At 31.9% G+C, this 19,777-nt stretch carries 16 protein-coding genes and 1 other annotated feature; of the genes, 6 read left to right on the top strand and 10 right to left on the bottom strand.

Annotated elements, in window-relative coordinates; all coding sequences use genetic code 11:
- Nucleotides 1-82 precede the first annotated feature (82 nt).
- Genes KPL50_RS23655 through KPL50_RS23640 form a run of 4 tightly spaced genes read right to left on the bottom strand, consistent with a single transcriptional unit; the run spans nt 83 to nt 3,941 of the window.
- A complete protein-coding gene (locus KPL50_RS23655; RefSeq protein ID WP_216300985.1) occupies nt 83-1,048 on the bottom strand; it encodes an ABC transporter ATP-binding protein in 966 nt (321 codons plus the stop codon).
- Entirely contained in the window at nt 1,048-2,067 is a 1,020-nt protein-coding gene (locus KPL50_RS23650; RefSeq protein WP_216300984.1) for an ABC transporter ATP-binding protein, read from the bottom strand. Before KPL50_RS23650 ends, KPL50_RS23655 begins: the two co-directional genes overlap by 1 nt.
- A gap of 10 nt (nt 2,068-2,077) precedes the next feature.
- Nucleotides 2,078-2,995, bottom strand: coding sequence for an ABC transporter permease (locus KPL50_RS23645; protein WP_216300983.1), 918 nt, complete (start codon nt 2,993-2,995; stop codon nt 2,078-2,080).
- Between the two features lie 10 nt (nt 2,996-3,005).
- Nucleotides 3,006-3,941 (bottom strand): ABC transporter permease, encoded by a 936-nt coding sequence (locus tag KPL50_RS23640; RefSeq protein ID WP_216300982.1) that lies wholly within the window; start codon nt 3,939-3,941, stop codon nt 3,006-3,008.
- Nucleotides 3,942-5,156: 1,215 nt separating this feature from the next.
- Here KPL50_RS23640 and dapA point away from each other — a divergent pair.
- Together dapA and dapB are read left to right on the top strand one after the other, a co-directional pair.
- Entirely contained in the window at nt 5,157-6,050 is an 894-nt protein-coding gene (gene dapA / locus KPL50_RS23635) for a 4-hydroxy-tetrahydrodipicolinate synthase (RefSeq protein ID WP_216300981.1), read from the top strand.
- Entirely contained in the window at nt 6,050-6,805 is a 756-nt protein-coding gene (gene dapB, locus KPL50_RS23630; protein ID WP_216300980.1) for a 4-hydroxy-tetrahydrodipicolinate reductase, read from the top strand. Before dapA ends, dapB begins: the two co-directional genes overlap by 1 nt.
- A 62-nt stretch (nt 6,806-6,867) precedes the next feature.
- Here dapB and KPL50_RS23625 read toward each other — a convergent pair whose 3' ends face one another.
- Nucleotides 6,868-8,025, bottom strand: coding sequence for a pyridoxal phosphate-dependent aminotransferase (locus KPL50_RS23625; RefSeq protein WP_216300979.1), 1,158 nt, complete (start codon nt 8,023-8,025; stop codon nt 6,868-6,870).
- A gap of 281 nt (nt 8,026-8,306) precedes the next feature.
- Here KPL50_RS23625 and dapD point away from each other — a divergent pair, with 281 nt between their 5' ends.
- Nucleotides 8,307-9,017, top strand: coding sequence for a 2,3,4,5-tetrahydropyridine-2,6-dicarboxylate N-acetyltransferase (gene dapD / locus KPL50_RS23620; protein WP_216300978.1), 711 nt, complete (start codon nt 8,307-8,309; stop codon nt 9,015-9,017).
- Nucleotides 9,018-9,273: 256 nt separating this feature from the next.
- Here dapD and KPL50_RS23615 read toward each other — a convergent pair whose 3' ends face one another.
- Both KPL50_RS23615 and pdaB read right to left on the bottom strand, forming a co-directional pair.
- The gene (locus KPL50_RS23615; protein ID WP_216300999.1) at nt 9,274-9,966 is read right to left on the bottom strand and encodes a single-stranded DNA-binding protein; all 693 of its coding nucleotides are present in this window, start codon (nt 9,964-9,966) and stop codon (nt 9,274-9,276) included.
- Between the two features lie 217 nt (nt 9,967-10,183).
- On the bottom strand, nt 10,184-10,945 hold the full coding sequence (gene pdaB / locus KPL50_RS23610) for a polysaccharide deacetylase family sporulation protein PdaB (protein WP_216300977.1): 762 nt from the start codon (nt 10,943-10,945) through the stop codon (nt 10,184-10,186).
- A 343-nt stretch (nt 10,946-11,288) separates the two neighbouring features.
- Here pdaB and KPL50_RS23605 point away from each other — a divergent pair, with 343 nt between their 5' ends.
- Nucleotides 11,289-11,816, top strand: a complete 528-nt coding sequence (locus KPL50_RS23605) for a DUF4364 family protein (protein WP_216300976.1) — start codon at nt 11,289-11,291, stop codon at nt 11,814-11,816.
- Nucleotides 11,817-11,819: 3 nt separating this feature from the next.
- Here the strand turns inward: KPL50_RS23605 and KPL50_RS23600 are convergent, their stop codons facing one another.
- Complete coding sequence (locus KPL50_RS23600) at nt 11,820-12,701, bottom strand: YncE family protein (protein ID WP_216300975.1); 882 nt, start codon at nt 12,699-12,701, stop codon at nt 11,820-11,822.
- Between the two features lie 354 nt (nt 12,702-13,055).
- Here KPL50_RS23600 and KPL50_RS23595 point away from each other — a divergent pair, with 354 nt between their 5' ends.
- Nucleotides 13,056-13,304, top strand: a complete 249-nt coding sequence (locus KPL50_RS23595; RefSeq protein ID WP_216300974.1) for a TIGR03905 family TSCPD domain-containing protein — start codon at nt 13,056-13,058, stop codon at nt 13,302-13,304.
- Between the two features lie 102 nt (nt 13,305-13,406).
- On the opposite strand, the gene KPL50_RS23590 is transcribed toward KPL50_RS23595, so the two are convergent.
- A complete protein-coding gene (locus KPL50_RS23590) occupies nt 13,407-14,768 on the bottom strand; it encodes a folylpolyglutamate synthase/dihydrofolate synthase family protein (protein ID WP_216300973.1) in 1,362 nt (453 codons plus the stop codon).
- A gap of 314 nt (nt 14,769-15,082) precedes the next feature.
- A complete protein-coding gene (locus tag KPL50_RS23585) occupies nt 15,083-17,725 on the bottom strand; it encodes a valine--tRNA ligase (protein ID WP_216300972.1) in 2,643 nt (880 codons plus the stop codon).
- A 107-nt stretch (nt 17,726-17,832) separates the two neighbouring features.
- Nucleotides 17,833-18,060, bottom strand: a binding site (T-box leader).
- Between the two features lie 151 nt (nt 18,061-18,211).
- On the opposite strand from KPL50_RS23585, the gene KPL50_RS23580 reads away from it, so the two are divergent.
- Nucleotides 18,212-19,234, top strand: coding sequence for an ABC transporter substrate-binding protein (locus tag KPL50_RS23580; RefSeq protein WP_216300971.1), 1,023 nt, complete (start codon nt 18,212-18,214; stop codon nt 19,232-19,234).
- The last annotated feature ends 543 nt before the right edge of the window (nt 19,235-19,777 follow it).

Genomic DNA, 19,777 nt, shown 5'->3' with positions numbered 1-19,777 from the left:
TTCCGAATATAGCATTTATGATTTAATTTAATGTCGTTTGATTAAATATTCATAATTTTCATTGCATTTCTTGGCAGTAATTTTAATCAAATAAGTGACAAGCCACATAATGCTCTTTTTCTATTTCTTTAAGGATTGGTGTTTCTTCACTACAAATTGGTTTTGCATATCTACATCTAGGTGTAAATCTGCAGCCTGGTTTTGGATTTATAGGACTCGGTACTTCACCCTCCAGTTTAATTCTCGTCTTATTTCTTTCAACTTCTGGATCCGGTACTGGTATTGCAGATAGTAGTGCTTGAGTATATGGATGTAGTGGTTTTTCATATAAATCATGGCTACTTGCAAGCTCTACCATTGATCCAAGGTACATTACTCCTACTCTATCCGATATATGTTTAACCATTGATAGGTCATGAGCTATAAATAAATAAGTGAGTCCTAACTCCTGCTGTAGTTGTATCAATAAATTAACAATTTGTGCTTGAATTGAAACGTCAAGAGCTGAAATTGGCTCATCACATACTATAAATTCTGGTTCTATAGCAAGGGCCCTGGCTATTCCTATTCTTTGTCTTTGACCACCTGAAAATTCATGTGGAAACCTTGAGCCATGTTCTTTATTAAGTCCTACTAGTTGTAAAAGTTCAAATACTCTATTAGTTCTTTCTTGTCCAGTGTACAAATTATGAATATCTATGCCTTCACCAATTATATCTCCAACAGTCATTCTTGGATTTAATGAAGCATAAGGATCTTGGAATATTATTTGTGCTCTTCTTGCAAAATCTTTTTTTGCTTTCTTATTTAATTTATGAACATCAATTCCATCAAATATTACCTCTCCACCAGTTGCACTATACATACCCATTACGGTTCTTCCACAAGTAGTTTTCCCACAACCAGATTCTCCAACAAGTCCTAGAGTTTCACCTTTTCTTATGAAAAAGCTAACATCGTCCACCGCTTTTAAGGTAGCATGTTTACCAACTTGAAAATATTTTTTAAGATTTTTAACCTCAATTAAAATATCATTTTTCTTATCCATTATTTATCACCTCTTAACGCTTCTGGAATATCAACCTTTGGTGCCATAGAATGTTTTAGCCAACAGCAAACTTCATGATTTTCACTTAAAGTTGTAACTTCTGGCATTTCTTCTTTGCATATTTGCATACAATGTTCACATCTTGCTGCAAAGGAACATCCCACTGGTGGTTTAAGTAAATCCGGTGGCGTTCCACGCAAAGAATAGAGTTTGCCTTTATTTTTAGTATCCAGTCTTGGAACTGATTGAAGCAGCGCCCAAGTATATGGATGTTGTGGATTTTTAAATATTTCATCTACTGTTCCATGCTCTATTATTTGTCCTGCATACATTACTTGTATCCTGTCTGCAACGTCTGCAACAATTCCTAAATCATGAGTTACAAGGATAACTGCTGTTCCAAGCTTTTCTTGAAGATCCGAAATAAGATCCATTATTTGAGCTTGTATTGTAACATCGAGAGCTGTTGTTGGTTCGTCTGCTATAAGGATTTTAGGATTACAAGCTAGAGCTATAGCTATCATCGCCCTTTGCCTCATACCACCTGAAAATTCATGAGGATATTGATGGGCACGTTTATCTGCATCAGGAATATTAACTAAATCTAACATTTTTATTGCTTCATTCATAGCCTCAGTTTTACTCATGCCTCTGTGTATAATTAAGCTTTCTGATATTTGTCTTCCAATAGTCATAGTTGGGTTTAGTGAAGTCATAGGGTCTTGAAATATCATAGAAATATCTGAACCCCTGAGCTCTCTGAGTTCTTTTTCTGACATAAGACTAATATCTTTACCATCAAATAGCATCTTTGAGCCTTCTTTTATTTCACCTGGTGGCTCTGGAATTAATCTCATCAGTGATTTTGAAGTAACAGTTTTGCCACATCCTGATTCTCCAACTACAGCTAAGGTTTCTCCTTTTTTTAAGTAAAAAGAAATACCCCTTACTGCTTGTACCTCACCAGCATAAGTATGAAATGAAACTCTTAAGTCTTTTACATCTAATATTTTTTCCATAATTTTCCCCCTATTGACGTAATCTCGGATCTAGCGCATCTCTTAAACCATCACCAAGCAATGTAAATGATAACATAGTTAAACTAATAAATAGTGATGGAAAGAATAACTGATAAGGATAAAACATTAAGTTTGGTTGTGCTCCAGCTGCTAGTGCTCCCCAACTTGTATGTGGTGATTGAATTCCTTGCCCTAAATAACTTAAGAAGGCTTCTCCAAATATAAAGGATGGAATGTCGAAAGTAATAGCTACAATCATTATTCCTAGTGTATTTGGAAGTAGATGTTTTGCAATAATTCTTGAAGGATTAGCACCTAACGCAGCCGCCGCTAGTACATATTCCTGTTCTTTTATTTGTAATAACTGTCCACGTACAAGTCTTGCCATTTGAACCCATCCCGTTATAGTCATGGCAATAATAATAGCCCAAATACCTTTATGCAATATTAATGAAACTAATATAACAATTACTAGATAAGGAATACTTGCAAGTATCTCAACTATTCTCATCATTATGTCATCAATAATTCCACCATGAAATCCAGCTATTCCACCATAGATTCCACCTACTATAGTATCTATGAAAGCTCCTACAAGTCCTATAATTATAGAAACTCTACCTCCAGCCCAGACTCTTGAAAACACATCACGTCCAAGATTATCTGTTCCAAACCAGTGTGTTAAGTTAGGCGGAATATTTACTAATTTATCATTTGTAACTTCAAAACTAAATCCATTAATATATTGTCCAAAAACAGTCATTAATGATATTAAAATCAGCATTATTAATGAGGCTGTAGCCACCTTATTTTGTTTTAATCTTCTCCATGCATCTTGCCAGTAAGTCATACTAGGTCTTAATATTTCATCAGCATTAGCATTTTCACATCCAATTATTTTAAACTTTTCTTTCGATAACTGTGCCATACTTCTCCCCCTATCTCTTTTCTCCAGTTAATCTTATTCTTGGGTCAATCAATCCATATAATATGTCTACTAGAACATATGCTATTATTACTAAGGTACATAAGAAAACTGTTTGTCCCATAATCATAGTGAAATCTCTATCGGTTATTGAAGTTACAAAATTAAAACCAAATCCTGGAATTGAAAATATACTTTCTATAACGAAGGCACCTACGAACATATGCGCCACTTGTGGTCCTAATATTGTGATGGCTGGAAGTATGGCATTTCTAATAACATGTTTCCATACTAAGCTAAGTTTTGTAATACCTTTAGATTTTGCAGTTAAGATATAATCTTGCCCTATTATATCAAGAGTATTTGCTCTCATATATCTTGCATAAGTGGCTACAGAAGTAAAACTCAAGGCTATACTTGGTAATATAGTGTATTCAAATCCTCCCCATCCCGTTGTTGGGAGCCAAGTGTGTTGAACTGTAAAAAAGTATTGGAGTAGGGCTGCCATAACAAAATTCGGTATAGAAATACCTAATATCGCTATAAACATAACCAGATAATCTGGCCATCTTCCTCTATTAAAGGCTGCTATTATTCCAAGGCTTACCCCTATGAAAAATCCCATTGAAATTGCTTGTATCCCCAGTCTTGCAGATACTGGTGCATGTAATTTTATAACATCAGTAACTTTTCTTCCTGGATAAGCAAGCGATTCTCCTAAATCTCCGTGAAACACAATATTTTTCATAAATCTGCCGTATTGAACTATAACTGGTTGATCCAGACCATACTTTGACATAAAATTTGCTCTTATTTGTTCTGGCAATTTTCTTGCCATGCCTGCTAATGGGTCTCCTGGAATAGCATGTATCAACATAAAGGTGATGGTAGCTACTATCCAAAGAGTCACAAACATATACCCTAATCTCTTAAGTATAAATTTAAACATTTTTTAAAATCCCCCCATCATTAATTTTTACAAAGTCTACTTTGTTTCTGTACACCATAGAATAATAATATAAATCCAAGTAAACCTTTTCATTTCTATATGTTTATTTAAAATAGTAAAATAGCTCGTCCACGTTCTTTTTATTAGTAAAAATAAAGTTATATAATGAATTGGTTTTTATTAATTGCAAAAGTATTTACATTGTAAATATTCCAACAATTTTGAATATAAACTATTTTTGTTCTTGTTTAATTTACATGATATATTACTTTAAAATGTAAATCAAGGAAAATCCCACTTTATAATGGTTACTTTGTAAATATTTAATGTTATTTGCAAATTCAATAGTTTCACTAAGTTTAATTAAACTTAATTTGAAATTTTTACTTTTATACGACATTTTCCGTTATAATTCTGCATTTTATTCATTCACTTCACCAAATTAATTTCCTAATATTTATTTTTGCTTTTCACTAAAATTCCCCCTCGAATTTTTATATGTGTTTATATAGCAATAAGTAAAAATACTTATTAAGCCCAAATGAAGTTTTTTGAGAATAAAATATTTCTTTTTTTTAAAAAAACCTATTTAAGATATTTTTTAAAGTCAGTTTAAATTTGAGACGCATGAAAACTTTCACAAACTACAATAGACAAAAAGAATTTGTGTCAAATCAGAGTATATCTGAAACCGTTTTATTGAGCTTTAACAAAGAATTAAATCCTTTTTATTGTCCTCTACTCTATAGAAAGTTTCATAATTATTTGTAGCCCTAATATATTGAACAATGTCCTATTTTAACCATTTTAACATTTATTATCATTTTTCTTTTTTTCATATTATCACGGTTTTTGTAACTTGTCAAACTAATTTGTCGTTATTAATTATGATGATAATGATGATATAATGTCGACTTAACTGTTCATATTATTATTTCATAATTATAATATTATGAATACTTTCTTGCAAGCTAAATATTTGAGATTTTCATTTTTTTTTTAAAAGTATATATATTTTCACATAAGGGCTATATAATATAGTAAAGAAAAACATTTTAGTGATAATGCATGCGCCCTATAATTTTATTATTAAATAACATGAAAAAATGCTTCACTAAAAGCAATATGAACTAATAAACATATAGTAATAGAAATAAAATAGTATATGGAGAATATTGATTATTATTCTTCATATAACTACGAGGAGGTAATCACATGAGTATTTTTAAAGGTTCTGGTGTTGCAATAGTCACTCCATTTAATGAAAGAGGGGTAGATTTCAAAAAACTAGAAGAATTAATAGAATGGCATATTAACAGCAAGACAGATGCTATTATAGTATGTGGTACTACTGGCGAAGCTTCTACTATGACAGAGCAAGAAAGAAAAGAAACTATAAAATTTGTTGTTGATGTAGTTAATAAGAGAATCCCAGTAATCGCAGGTACTGGTAGTAACAGCACCGCAGCTGCCATAAGCATGAGTAAATGGGCAGAAAAAATAGGAGTAGACGGATTACTTGTAATCACGCCCTACTACAATAAAACTACTCAAAAAGGCTTAGTTGAACATTTTAGTGCAATTGCAAATAGTGTAACTTCACCAATAATAATATATAACGTTCCTTCAAGAACAGCTCTTAATATTACTCCAAGCACACTACTAAAATTATGTGCGCTACAAAATATTGTAGCAGTAAAAGAGGCAAGTGGCGATATAAGTCAAATAGCACAGATTAAAGCTCTATGTGGAGATAGAATGGATATTTATTCAGGTAACGACGACCAAGTTATCCCTATACTTTCCTTAGGTGCTATTGGAGTTATATCTGTTCTTGCAAATATAATTCCGACCACCATGCATAATATGTGTGAATTATATTTAAAGGGTGAGCATGCGGAGGCTCTAAAAATCCAACTGGGATTTCTTGCTCTTAACAGTGCTATATTCATAGAAACTAATCCCATCCCTGTAAAAACAGCTATGAATCTTATGGGACTTAAAGTAGGACCTTTAAGATTACCCCTATGTGAAATGGAAGAAAATACGCTGCAAATTCTTAAAAAAGAGTTAAAAGCATATAATATCCCTTTAAAGGAGGAAATTTAATGATTAGAATTCTTTTAAATGGGTGTAATGGGAAAATGGGAAAAGTTATTTCCGAAATGGCTAAATCATCCACTACAATTTCAATTGTTTCTGGTGTTGACAGAAATTCATCTAATTTAAGCTATCCATGCTATAGCAGTATAGATGAATGCCAGGATGAAATAGATGTAATTTTAGATTTTTCAAGACCGGACGCTCTAGACTCTCTTTGCAAGTATTCCAAAGAGAGAAATATACCTATTGTATTCTGTACCACTGGTTATACCTCAGAGCAACTATCTAAAATTCATATGCTTAGCGAGCATATTGCAGTATTTCACTCTGCAAATATGTCTATAGGTATAAATATTATTAATAATATTCTTCGGAGTATAAGTAACACGCTTTATAAAGATTTTGACATTGAGATAATTGAAAAGCATCATAATCAAAAGGTAGATGCTCCTAGTGGTACCGCTCTGCTTCTTGCAAATACGATTAAAGACTCTATAGACGAAGATACTATCTTCACAAATGGAAGAAATGCCTTATCTAAAAGAGAACGCAAGGAAATAGGCATTCATGCTATAAGAGGTGGAAATATTATAGGTGATCATGAAATCATATTTGCTGGCCTTGGAGAATGTATTGAGATTAAGCATACTGCAATATCACGAGAAGTTTTTGCAATAGGTGCATTAAAAGCCTGTGAATATATATACAAAAAAGAGAAGGGTCTATACAGTATGGATGATGTGGTTAATATCTCTCTTTAGTCATTAATTAATATTATAGCCTTGGAACAGAGATGTAATCTGTTTCAAGGCTATTTTAAGAATTAGTCAGTTGGGTTTAACGTTTCAAGCCATTTTTCCATTCTGTCTAAACCCTCTTTTAAAACTTCTAAGCTATAAGAATATGAAATCCTAATGAAGCCTTCTCCCCCTTTTCCAAAAGCTGACCCAGGCACAATAGCAACTTTACCTTCATATAAGAGTCTATTGCAAAACTCCTCACTATTCATAGAAAATTTTGATATAGATGGAAATATGTAAAAGGCCCCCTTAGGAAGATTTACCTCCATCCCCATACCAATTAATCTTTTATATACGTATTCTTTTCTCTTCTCAAACTCCACTTTCATATTGTCCACATCATTCATACAAGAAAGTAATCCCTCGAATGCACCCCATTGAGATATTGAAGTTGCACAAGAAACATTATACTGATGTACTTTCATTATATTATCCAGAATATATTTACTTGCACAAAGATACCCTACTCTAAGGCCTGTCATTGAAAACATTTTAGAAAATCCACTCACCAAAATCACTCTATCTCTTAATTCATTAATCTGTGCAAGAGAATAGTATTTTTCATAGCATAATGAACTATAAATCTCATCACTTATTATATGAATATTTTTTTCTTTTAGAATTTCAAAAAGTTTATCTCTTTCCTTAAGGGATAATGCTGCCCCAGTAGGATTAGAAGGATAGGAAACCACCAAAAGTTTTGGATTTTCCTCATTAATAAGTTTACTTAAGGTTTCAAAATTAATAGTAAAATCACTATTAAGATTATAATTAACTACTTCTGCTCCAAAAAGCTTAACACAACTCTCGTATGCCGGATAAGCTGGCGACGGCACAAGAACTTTATCTCCATGGTTTAAAAATGCGGCAAATGTGCACATTAGCGCCTCGCTTCCACCAACAGTGACAATAATCTCTTCTCCTGAATAGTTAATATCCATACCGCCTAAGAAATTAGAAATTTCATTTCGCAATTCGGGAATTCCGGCATTTGCAGTGTACTCAGTTTTATCTTGATGTATAGCGGAAGTCATAGCCTTTTTAATATTTTTAGGCACTGGGAAATCCGGTTGTCCTAGGGTCAGTGAAATTGCCCCTTGAACATTTGAAACCTTATTAAAAAACTTTCTAATTCCAGAAATCTCTACATTGTTTACATTATTTGAAAATATATTATTCATAACATCACCCTTTACATGTGTTTAAGTTATTGTTATTCTACTATATAAAGCCATAAAAATCAGTAGTTTTATAATATTTCTAGAATAATAATAATATTTACCTTTAAATAATGCCCATTTTACTATATTATTTATAGGGTGCATAGTTTTATTTTAGAATGTCACTTTTAATTTCATCCATATTTTTATGAACATAAAAGATTTAAGTTTTAGATACATGAAAATATATGCATAAAAACTACAATTTGGCTTAATACTTATAATACGAAAGGAGAATAAATATGAACTATGATTTAACAGACCCTTATGAAATTGCAAGATACATAAAAGAAGCTAAAAAGGCTACTCCTATTAAACTATATATTGATGGAGATTTATCACAATGCCAGTTTGGAAATATCGAAAATTTTGGTAGTGGTAATTTTTATATGCTTTTTGGTGAAAGTGATGAGGTATCAGATTTTCTAATAAAGTATAAGGACAAAATCAAAAAATTCAAACTTGAACAAGACAGACGAAATTCCGCTATTCCTTTAATTGACCTAAAAAATATTGACGCAAGAATTGAGCCAGGCGCAATTATAAGAGATAAGGTTAAAATAGGTAAAAATGCCGTTATAATGATGGGTGCTGTAATTAATATAGGTGCTGAGATTGGCGATGAAACTATGATAGATATGAATGCTGTGGTTGGTGCAAGAGGAAAACTTGGCAGACGAGTTCATTTAGGTGCAGGTGCCGTAGTAGCTGGAGTTCTGGAACCACCAAGCAAGAGCCCTTGTGAAATTGGAGACAATGTACTAATTGGAGCAAACGCTGTAATACTCGAAGGAGTAAAAATCGGGGAAAATTCAGTGGTAGCAGCTGGTGCCGTAGTTGTAAATGACGTTCCACCAAACGTTGTAGTTGCTGGAACCCCAGCAAAAATAATAAAAAATGTGGATGATGCCACTAAAGAAAAAACTAAACTACTTGATGATCTAAGAAAATAGAAAAAAAAGAGCAAGTATTACTACAAATGCAATTCACTGTGCTAAGTAATTCTAAACTAATTTTAATTACTAAAGCTTGTTCATATGCATTTTACGTAATACTTGCTCTTTTTAACGTGTTAAATATTGTTCAAATGAGTTTTACGTATTATACTTTTTCAACCAGTTAAAGCTGAAAGTTGAATTTAAAACTTATTTAAATGAATTTTCCGTAATGTATGCTGTTTTCAGCGGACTAAGTTCACTACTATATATACTAGATAACGTCTAGAGCTTCGAAATCTTGCTCTTCATCAATCATCATATCTGATTCTACTATGTTCTCACCATCTTTATTGACTTTTTCCATCTTTGATATAGAAACTTCATATGCCACTTTTCTTACAACTTCATCATCTGATAATTTCTTTTGATATTCTCTACTCTGAAGTCTTCCCCAAATCCTTATATTATCCCCTACTTCAAGACTTTTGCAAAATCTAGAATTTCGCCCCCAAGCAATTGTAGGTATATAATCAGATTTATTATATAATCTATTAACTGCGAGTAACATGTCTGCAATCTCTCTTCCAAAAGGTGTTGTCCTATATACTGGGCTTTTGCAAATATATCCATCTAAAAATATTTGATTTGGATTCTTACTGCGTTCTTCACAAATTTTAATATCTCTAGCAAATACTGTTAAGATTAGTCTATTAGATCCATCAACAAATTTATTATACGATCTAAGTTGACCTTCAACTATAAATTCATTTCCTATATCGATACTCATACCTGCGATTAGTCTTTCAGAAATTGTTATAGTTAAAATGTCTGTTGTTTCACTTAGTCTCCAAACCTCAAAATCAAATACATAAAACCCTTCCCCATACATTTCATGACTAAATTTCAATTCAGATACTACCTTTCCTTCTAAATAAATCTTGTTATTTAACATAACATTATCCATCATAACCCCTCTTTCCCTTAGTTTTTTTAATAAGCTTTCCTTAGAATATAAGTATTCAGTTTTTTAATGTAATATACCTAATATTTATATAATATTGCTTAGATTCTTCAAACAAATAACTTGTTATTTGTTTTTTGTTCACCCCATACATTTTGGCAAAATTATAATTATTTGGTGTTCCCATTATAATACAAATACCTAGTACAATTCAACATATTTAATTTTTATTTTTTATTTGCTTTCCTTCTCCATCTATATAATAATTATCTTTATATATCAAATCTGATATTCTTACAAATTCATATCCTGCCCCTTTTAAATATTCTAAAATTCTTGGCAAATTCTCAGGGGTATATTTCGCATCATTGTGAAATAAAAGAATGGAACCAGCCTTAGCTTTTTTTACTATTCTATTGTACTCAATATCTGCTCCTTGTTCTTTCCAATCAATACTGTCCACATCCCATTGGATGCAATAATGATTTGTAGCTTTTACAGTTTCAATTACTAAATTATTATACTCTCCAGATGGACATCTAAAAAGAACTGTTCCTTGTCCTGTTATAGACATTATTTTAGCATCTGTAATTGCTATTTCTTCAATCATTTTCTCTTTAGATATTGTAGTCATTATAGGATGCTTATTAGAATGATTGCCTATTTCGTGCCCCTTATCGTACATGGTCTTTAACATATCTGGATGTTGATCTATCCACGCTCCAACTAAAAAAAAGGTTGCTTTAGCATTGTATTTATCTAATGTTTTTAAAATATCACCTGTTCTATCGTCACCCCAACTGGCATCAAAGGAAATTGCAATTTTTTTCTCTTTTGTATCTACAGAATATATTGGTAATTTACGTTCTTGCCCCAAAAACACTCCTTTTGTTTTCAAGTTATAAATACCCAAAATTATTAAAGTTCCAAAAAAAAGTGTAAAAACTAGTATTAACTTCTTTTTTATGTAACCCGTGCCCATGCTATATCCCCCTCATATCAATATATGCAACAGCAGCTATACTCTGTTGCTCCTTTCTACATTTATACTATAAATTTATATTCCAAAAGTTAAAATATATGTGCAATTTAGTTTATAAAGTTCATTTAATATTAATTTTCATAAATCACTTCTTGTAAATCCTGTATAAATTATTTAAAATTAAAAGCACCGATTCATTTCGATGCTTTTTATGTTATAATGTTTATAGTTAATTTTACATTAAGGGAACTACCACTACCCTGAAGGGATAGCGGTTTTACGCCAATTTTATAAAACAACTCATAATTGTTTTATATTAAGCGGACTACAAGGAGGAAACGATATGTTTGAAGATGCTTTAGACTTAGCTGAAAATAAGCTTCTCTTACTTTATATATTTTATAAAATAAAGCTCCCTATTTCTAATATTCAAATAACACAAATTATTCTAGAAAATAATTTTATAAATTATTTTACGTTGCAACAATATATGACGGAACTTATAGCATCTAACCTTCTTGAGCCTACTGATCAAAAGGGCAAACATAGATTAGTCATTACCCAAAAGGGTGACAATGTTCTATCATTATTTAAAGGAAGAATTTCTGAAACTAAGATACAACTTATTGATGACTACTTGAAACTCCATCTTGAAAATATCAAAAAAGAGCTTACGGTTAGCGCTGATTATACAATAGAAAATAATAACAATTATTTAGTTAACCTAACTGCGTCAGAAGGTAATTTTACACTTATAGATATAAAACTAAGTGTCACTTCTAACAAGCAGGCACGGGATTTATGCAGCAAATGGAGAGAAAATCCTTCTGAATATTATACTAAGATAATAAACCTTCTCATAAGCGATTAATCACTATAGAAGTGTCATTCCTGTGGGCTCTCCGCCAATAGAAATGGCTTTTTTATTTTCAGTTAATTTATCAATTCTAAAAAGCAAATTGTTATAGTTATCACCTACATACAAATACTTTTCGTCTTCCAGGATTCCCCTAGGCATACCTCCAATTTCTATTTTTTTTATTTCTTTATAATTGTTTATGTCAAGTACACTCACTGTGCCATCGCCAAAATTTGATATATAACAGTATCTTTCATTACAATACATATCCACAGGTGAATTGCCAACAGGTATATTATATAATAGGTTATAATTTTTTAATGAAATAATACTTATACTCCCTTTGTTATCCATACCTATATTACTTTCACAAACTAAAATATAGTTCCCATCTGGCGTAATAAGGGCTTTAGTAGGATATGCCCCCACCCTAAGGTTTTTAATATTTCCGTTTGGAGCACAATCTATTATTGTTATGCTATCACTATTCATATTTGCTACTATAATAAGATTTTTTCTTTTGCAAATATAAATACTATGCGGTGAGTTCCCACATGGAATTGCTTCTACAATATGTCTTTTTTCTAAATCAAAAACTATTATATCATCACAATCTCCACAAATCACATAAGCTTTATTATCATAAACTGATAAATCATTACAGTGCATGCCTATAAAATAACTTTCAGTTTCATAATTATCAATATCAACTATTGAAATACTATTATCATAACTATTAGCTGTTATGAGTTTATTTTCATAAACATATATGCCATGAGGACCAATTTTTTTGAGATTTTTTTTATCCAGATATATTTTTTCTTCTTCAATAAATAAATCCAAGTTAACTTTCGATATGCAATCTGATGAAGTACTACATACATATAACTTTCTCAAATCTCTCACCTCCTCATAACCATAATATGAAAATAGTAATAATCTGCTAACACTCTTTTCATAAAAATTATTAAGAGAGTTAAATCAAGATAGTCTCCAAATTAGAACTAAAGATTTTTTTCTTATGATGCTATAACGAAAAGTATATATTGCTAGAAATGCGTTCGCTTCGCTAAGTAATTCTCATACGCATTTTACGCAATATATACTTTTGTTAGCATCATCTAAGAAAAAAGAGTTTATTTTAAATTTTACTTATATTTCTTTATTTCTTTTTTTCTTGAAATGGAGTAGCGCAATAGTATATAATAACCTTTGTGATTATTAATATCTCGAAGGATGGAGGTTTACATTATGTATAGTTATACACCAAAAGGAGTTTGTTCTAATACCATAAATTTTGAAGTAGTCGATGATAAAATAACTGAAGTTGTTTTTACAGGCGGATGCCCAGGTAATTTAATTGGGATTTCAAGCCTAGTAACAGGAATGAGAGTCCAGGAAGCTATTAATAGACTTAAGGGGATTAGCTGTGGTGATAAAAGTACTTCTTGCCCTGACCAGTTAGCTTTAGCACTTGAAGAATTATTTGTAAATGCTTAAGTGAACCACACTAAAATAAATATCAAGTCAAAAATGCTATTTATTTTAATGTTCTTAATTAACAAAGGCACATATTATTTATTAATATGTGCCTTTATATATTTAAGACTTATTTATAGCTACAGTGTTTCGTATTATTTTTCTCATATCTCCCACCATGTATAGCGAACCGCATACTAATAATAAATCCTCTTCCCCACAATAACTCAACGCTTTTTTATATGCACCCCCATAACTTTCAATTGATTCACAGTTAGTAATGTATTTTTCTACTTGTACTTTTAATTTTTCTGAAAGCTCTGCCCGTTCGCTGTGGGGGGTAACAGTAATTACTCTACTTGCCTTTGGAACAATAGTCTTTATCATCTCTTCAACTTGTTTATCTGCAAGGATACCTAAAATCAATATGATTTTGTTATAATTAAAATACATGTCAATACTTTCGGTAAGGTTTTTTATTCCATCTATATTATGTGCTCCATCTATAACAACTAAAGGCCTTTTATTCATTACCTCCAGCCTTGCTGGCCATTTTACATTTGAAAGACCCATTAAGATATTATCTTTACTTATTGTGGCGCCTTGCAATATAAGTTCCTCTATTACATGTATTGCTACGCAGCAGTTTATTAATTGATGCTTTCCTAAAAGTGCCAAATCAATAATATAATCTTTATTTGAAGTTTCAACTTTCAATTTTTGAGTTATAACATTATTATTGCTATATGCTGTTCCTTCCAATGAGGTGATTGCAACCTGCTGTAAATTTTCCTTTCCTAAATATGTAGATGATTCCTTGGGTACTTTTATTAATTTGCAATTTCTTTCTTTACATATTCTTTCTATTACATCGTAGCTTTCTTTTTGTTGTGGTGACATAACAACAGGTATTCCTTCCTTAATAATACCTGCTTTTTCATAAGCAATTTTATCGATAGTATCACCTAATATTTGAGTATGGTCCAAGCTAATAGATGTAATAACACTTAAAATAGGTATAATTACATTTGTTGAGTCAAGCCTTCCACCCAAGCCTACTTCCACTACTGCAAAATCTACATTATTTTTATAAAAATATAAAAATCCTGCACAAGTAATGATTTCAAATTCTGTTGGATTATTATACCCCAGTTCCACTACTTTTTCTACTGCTTTTGAAACCTCTGTTATAATATGGCTTAAATCACCCTTAGCAATATTCACATTATTTATTTGCATCCTCTCTTCAAACTCTTCAATAAATGGCGAAATATATGAGCCCACCTTATACCCGGCATTAACCAAAACATTAGTCACCATAGCCGTAGTAGAACCTTTCCCATTAGTCCCTGCAATATGTATACATTTTAATTTTTTATGTGGGTTTCCTAAAAGTTCTAATATTTTTTCAGTTCTCTCAAGCCCAAGTTTTGTACCAAACTTGGCTGTGTTTTTTATATAAGCCATAGCTTCATTATAATTCATATTTATCATTCCTTTCAAAATGGTATAACTAGGTGGGGACGGTTAACAAATTTTTGACGTCCTCTTAAATTCTATACCAACTTAGGGACAGTTAACAACCTTTTATTGTTATATTTTTATTTTTATTCTTAGGAGCAGTTAAATCATCACCTTGCGCTGCAATATTACGACCTCAGAAGGAGATTTAGCCCCCTTAAAACATTGGGTACGCTTAACAACTTTTTCTCTTTCCTTTGTTTCATTACTTGTTAACCGTCCCCCTTTTTTTACTCAAAAAGGGATATGTATATTTAATACATATCCCTTTTTAGAATCTATTTTAAATTTTCTATACTTTGAATTACTGCCTTATACATTTCTTTATATTTGTCACCCTTAGCTCTTTCTTCTTCTACAACTTCTACTGGAGCTTTAGCCGTAAATCTTTCATTACAAAGTTTCTTCTCCACTCTGTCAATTTCTTTTGCTAGTTTTTCTTTTTCTTTGTTTAATCTTTCTAATTCTTTTTCTAAATCTACAAGCTCAAGAAGTGGCATATATACTTCTGCACCCTTAGTTACTACTGTAACTACATTTTCTGGTGCTTCTTCTTTAGAATTTAAGAATACTACTTCACTTGCAGAAGCAAGTTTTTGGAAATAAACTAATCCTTGCTGGAATGCTTCTTTTCCTTCTGTAGCATAGATAAATGTTTTTGCTTTTCTTGAAGGTGGTACATCCATATCCGCTCTGGCATTTCTTACGTCTTTTATTGCTTCAATAATATAGTTCATGCTTTGTTCTGCGTTTTCATCTTTAAGAGCATCTTCATATTCTGGCCATTTAGCAATAGTTATAGATTCAAACTCATTATCTAAGTGAGTATAAATTTCTTCTGTTATAAATGGCATAACAGGATGAAGCAATTTAAGTCCAGTTTTTAATACATGGTTTAATACATTAAGAACTACTCCCTTTGCCTCACAATCTTCTGCGTATAATACTGGCTTAACAAGTTCAATATACCAATCGCAGAATTCTGTCCACATAAAATCATTAACCTTTTGGAGAGCTATGCCTATTTCAAACTTCTCGATATTTTCTGTAACTTCGTATGCTACAGTGTTCATTCTTGATAATATCCATTTATCTGCAATAGTATAGTTTTTATTATCTTTGTATTGTGTCATTAACTCCTCATTTACGTTCATCATAACAAACCTAGAAGCATTCCAAATTTTATTCGCAAAATTTCTGGCGGATTCTACTCTTGATTCATAGAATCTCATATCGCTTCCTGGTGCGTTTCCTGTAGCAAGTGAGAATCTTAAAGCATCAGCACCGTATTTTTCTATTACTTCTAATGGGTCTGTACCATTGCCCAGTGACTTAGACATTTTTCTTCCTTGGTCATCTCTAACCATTCCATGCATTAATACCGTTTCAAAGGGCACTTCCTCTAAATTATAGATCCCTGAAAAAATCATTCTTGCAACCCAGAAGAATATAATATCATATCCTGTTACTAAAACACTTGTTGGATAAAAATATTTTAAATCCTCTGTATTGTTTGGCCATCCAAGTGTTGAGAAAGGCCATAATGCTGAACTGAACCAGGTATCAAGCACATCTTTATCCTGCTCCAAATTTATACTATTACATTTAGTGCAGTTTGTAGGTCCCGTTGATGCAACTATTATTTCTCCACAATCTTTGCAGTACCATACTGGAATTCTATGTCCCCACCACAACTGTCTTGATATACACCAATCTTGAATGTTTTCCATCCAATTGAAGTAGGTTTTTTCAAATCTCTCTGGAACAAATTTAGTTTTCTTTTCCCGTACAGCATCTATAGCTGGCTTTGCAAGTGATTCCATTTTAACATACCATTGTTTAGATAACAGTGGCTCTACAGTAGTTGCGCATCTATCGTGAGTACCTACATTGTGAGCATGGTCTTTTATTTTAACAAGTAGTCCCGCGCTATCTAAATCTTCTACTATAAGCTTTCTTGCCTCATACCTGTCAAGACCTGAATATTTTCCATAACCTTCACATATAGTTGCATTTTCATTCAAAATCACTATTTCAGGTAGATTGTGTCTCTTTCCTATTTGGAAGTCATTAGGGTCATGCGCTGGAGTGATTTTAACTGCACCTGTTCCAAAATCTAAATCAACGTAATCATCTGCAACTATTGGTATTTCTCTATTTACAAGAGGTAAAATCAATGTTTTCCCTACCAAATGTGCATAACGAGGATCTTTAGGATTTACTGCGACCGCTGTATCTCCAAGCATAGTTTCTGGCCTTGTGGTAGCTATTTCTAAAAATTCATCCGTGCCTGCTACTGGATATTTTATATGCCAAAAGTGACCAGCTTGCTCTTCAAATATTATTTCTGCATCTGAAATTGCCGTCATACATTTAGGACACCAGTTTGTTATCCTATTTCCCTGATAAATAAGTCCATCCTTATATAATTTAACGAAAACTTCTCTTACTGCGTGATTTAAGTTTTCATCCATAGTGAAGCTTTCCCTTGTAAAGTCAGCAGAACAACCCATTTTCTTTAATTGCCCTCTTATTTTTGCTCTATATTCATCAGTCCATTCCCAAACTTTTTCAAGGAAGGCTTCTCTTCCCATTTCTTTTTTAACAAGTCCTTGCTTTAAAAGTTCATTTTCAACCTTTACTTCTGTAGCTATACTTGCATGATCTTGTCCTGGAAGCCACAGTGTGCTATACCCTTGCATCCTCTTTGTTCTTATTAAAATATCTTGAAGTGTATTATCAAGAGCATGGCCTAAATGTAATTGTCCAGTAATATTTGGAGGTGGCATCATAATTGTAAAGGGCTTTTTATTTTTATCAACATCTGGGGTAAAGTATCCTTTTTCTTCCCACCCTGCGTAAAGTCTTTCTTCAAAATCTTTCGGATCGTAATTCTTAGCAATATTGTTGTTCTCTTCCATAATTAATTCCTCCTCATTTATAAAATCCGACATAAAACCAATATCCCTTTAGGATAGTTAACAGCTGAAACTCTTTATTTTCAAAAAACAAAAAGAGCCTTCGTCTATAAAAGGACGAAGAACTCGCGGTACCACCTTTTTTCCTGCAAATCTACAGGCTCTTGATAATTTAACGATTAAGAAAACCGTCTTTGTCTACTACTTATTGTTACATAAATTCAACAAAGAAGCTCCGAAGCTACCTTCAAGGTTTTTCATATAGAAGATCTTACAACCTATGGATCTTCCTCTCTTAATACTAATTTCCCTTTACTCCTCTTCATCTAAGCTTTTTAAGGATTATTATATTTTAATTTACTCTTAATTATACATCTTAATTTTAATATGTCAAGGTATTTCATGATTTCATTATTCAATTTCGAATGTCACATCTACATAATTTTTCATATTATATAACCATAACAACTTTATAATATGGAGGTATCTATGAAAATTAAAAAAATTTCAATTTTCTCCCTACTTTTAACTCTCGTCTTAATAACCACTTTATTTTCTGGATGTAAAAAGACAAATAATGATGCACTCGTAAAAGTAAAATTAAATGAAGTAGTTCGCTCAATTTTCTATGCGCCTATGTATGCAGCTATTTCACAAGGTTTCTTTAAAGAAGAAGGTATTGAAATTGACCTTTCAACTGGCCAAGGCGCAGACAAAACCATGCAACAAGTTTTAAGTAATGCTGTAGACATAGGTTTCTGTGGACCAGAACAAGTTATTTACATCTACAATCAAAAACGGGAAGACTATCCTGTAATTTTCGCACAATTAACACAAAAGGATGGGGCTTTCTTAGTATCTAAAAATGCTGAAGCAAATTTTAACTGGGAATCATTAAAAGGTAAAACTGTAATAGGTGGAAGACCTGGTGGAGTGCCTGAAATGGCCTTAGAGTATGTTTTAAAGAATCATGGAATTGATCCAGCTAAAGATATAAATCTTATTACTAACCTAGCTTTCACAGCCACTGCTGGAGCTTTCAAGGGCGGAACTGGTGATTATGTTACTCTTTTTGAACCTACTGCCAGTATGATGAAAAAAGACAATTCCGGACAAATTGTAGCCTCCATAGGCGCGTCTGCTGGTACTATGCCATATACCTGTTTTTTTGCTACAAAATCTTATATAGAAAAAAATCCAGTAATAATAGAAAAGGTAACTAGAGCAATTTATAAAGGTCAGAAATGGGTAAGTGGTCATTCTAATGAAGAGGTAATTACTTCAATTAAGTCTTTCTTCCCTGGTGCCGATGAGACTGCACTTATTGAATCTATTAAAAACTATAGAAATATAAATGCTTTTTCACCAAATCCAATATTAAAATCTGATGACTTAACAAAACTAATGGATATAATCCAATCTTACAAAGCAGAATTAATCCCCCAAAGACCTGCCTTTGATAAAATCATAAACAACACCTTTGCAGAAAAAGTAGTAAAAGATCTAAAATAAAAAGAAAGTCTAAACAATGAAGGTTCGGCATTTAGGATGTTCAGATAGTAGATAATTCGTTAACAGACTCTAAGTTTATTCCATGAACTAAGATTCTGTAAAACTCATTATATACTATCTTTCACACTCCTAAATGCCGAACCTTCATAATTATAATTTGCTTATATATATTTATTTAAATTTCCGTTGTAATCAAACTTTCTGTAATCATCCCAGGAAATCTCCAGATGGCTGCTTAGATTAAGTAAGCATGAAATTCGTCCGAAGTGATTTATAATACGATGCAAATAAACTAAAAATTTAAGATTAGCTATTTTTCTTAGATTATGCTAACAAAAGTATATATTGCGCAGAATGCATTCGAACAAGCTTTAGTAATTCAAAATTTATTTTATTTGCAGATGCGTTAAGAAAAACATTTGTTTGAGCGTAAGTAAAATGTACCCTATAGAGTAGACGATTTAAAAAAACCTACGCTATAGGGTTTTTCTATGTATAATGGAATAAAGATTAGAGGTGGATAAATGAGCATTAAGGATTTTA

It is taken from the genome of Clostridium sp. CF012, assembly GCF_018861755.1.
Taxonomy (GTDB): domain Bacteria; phylum Bacillota; class Clostridia; order Clostridiales; family Clostridiaceae; genus Clostridium_AD.
This window is presented reverse-complemented; position numbering and strand designations above follow the sequence as displayed.

Bases quoted from the DNA above. Each gene is read 5' to 3' on its own strand.
- KPL50_RS23655 (WP_216300985.1), bottom strand. From the start codon at position 1,048: ATGGATAAGAAAAATGATATTTTAATTGAGGTTAAAAATCTTAAAAAA.
- KPL50_RS23650 (WP_216300984.1), bottom strand. From the start codon at position 2,067: ATGGAAAAAATATTAGATGTAAAAGACTTAAGAGTTTCATTTCATACT.
- KPL50_RS23645 (WP_216300983.1), bottom strand. From the start codon at position 2,995: ATGGCACAGTTATCGAAAGAAAAGTTTAAAATAATTGGATGTGAAAAT.
- KPL50_RS23640 (WP_216300982.1), bottom strand. From the start codon at position 3,941: ATGTTTAAATTTATACTTAAGAGATTAGGGTATATGTTTGTGACTCTT.
- dapA (WP_216300981.1), top strand. From the start codon at position 5,157: ATGAGTATTTTTAAAGGTTCTGGTGTTGCAATAGTCACTCCATTTAAT.
- dapB (WP_216300980.1), top strand. From the start codon at position 6,050: ATGATTAGAATTCTTTTAAATGGGTGTAATGGGAAAATGGGAAAAGTT.
- KPL50_RS23625 (WP_216300979.1), bottom strand. From the start codon at position 8,025: ATGAATAATATATTTTCAAATAATGTAAACAATGTAGAGATTTCTGGA.
- dapD (WP_216300978.1), top strand. From the start codon at position 8,307: ATGAACTATGATTTAACAGACCCTTATGAAATTGCAAGATACATAAAA.
- KPL50_RS23615 (WP_216300999.1), bottom strand. From the start codon at position 9,966: ATGGATAATGTTATGTTAAATAACAAGATTTATTTAGAAGGAAAGGTA.
- pdaB (WP_216300977.1), bottom strand. From the start codon at position 10,945: ATGGGCACGGGTTACATAAAAAAGAAGTTAATACTAGTTTTTACACTT.
- KPL50_RS23605 (WP_216300976.1), top strand. From the start codon at position 11,289: ATGTTTGAAGATGCTTTAGACTTAGCTGAAAATAAGCTTCTCTTACTT.
- KPL50_RS23595 (WP_216300974.1), top strand. From the start codon at position 13,056: ATGTATAGTTATACACCAAAAGGAGTTTGTTCTAATACCATAAATTTT.
- KPL50_RS23590 (WP_216300973.1), bottom strand. From the start codon at position 14,768: ATGAATTATAATGAAGCTATGGCTTATATAAAAAACACAGCCAAGTTT.
- KPL50_RS23585 (WP_216300972.1), bottom strand. From the start codon at position 17,725: ATGGAAGAGAACAACAATATTGCTAAGAATTACGATCCGAAAGATTTT.
- KPL50_RS23580 (WP_216300971.1), top strand. From the start codon at position 18,212: ATGAAAATTAAAAAAATTTCAATTTTCTCCCTACTTTTAACTCTCGTC.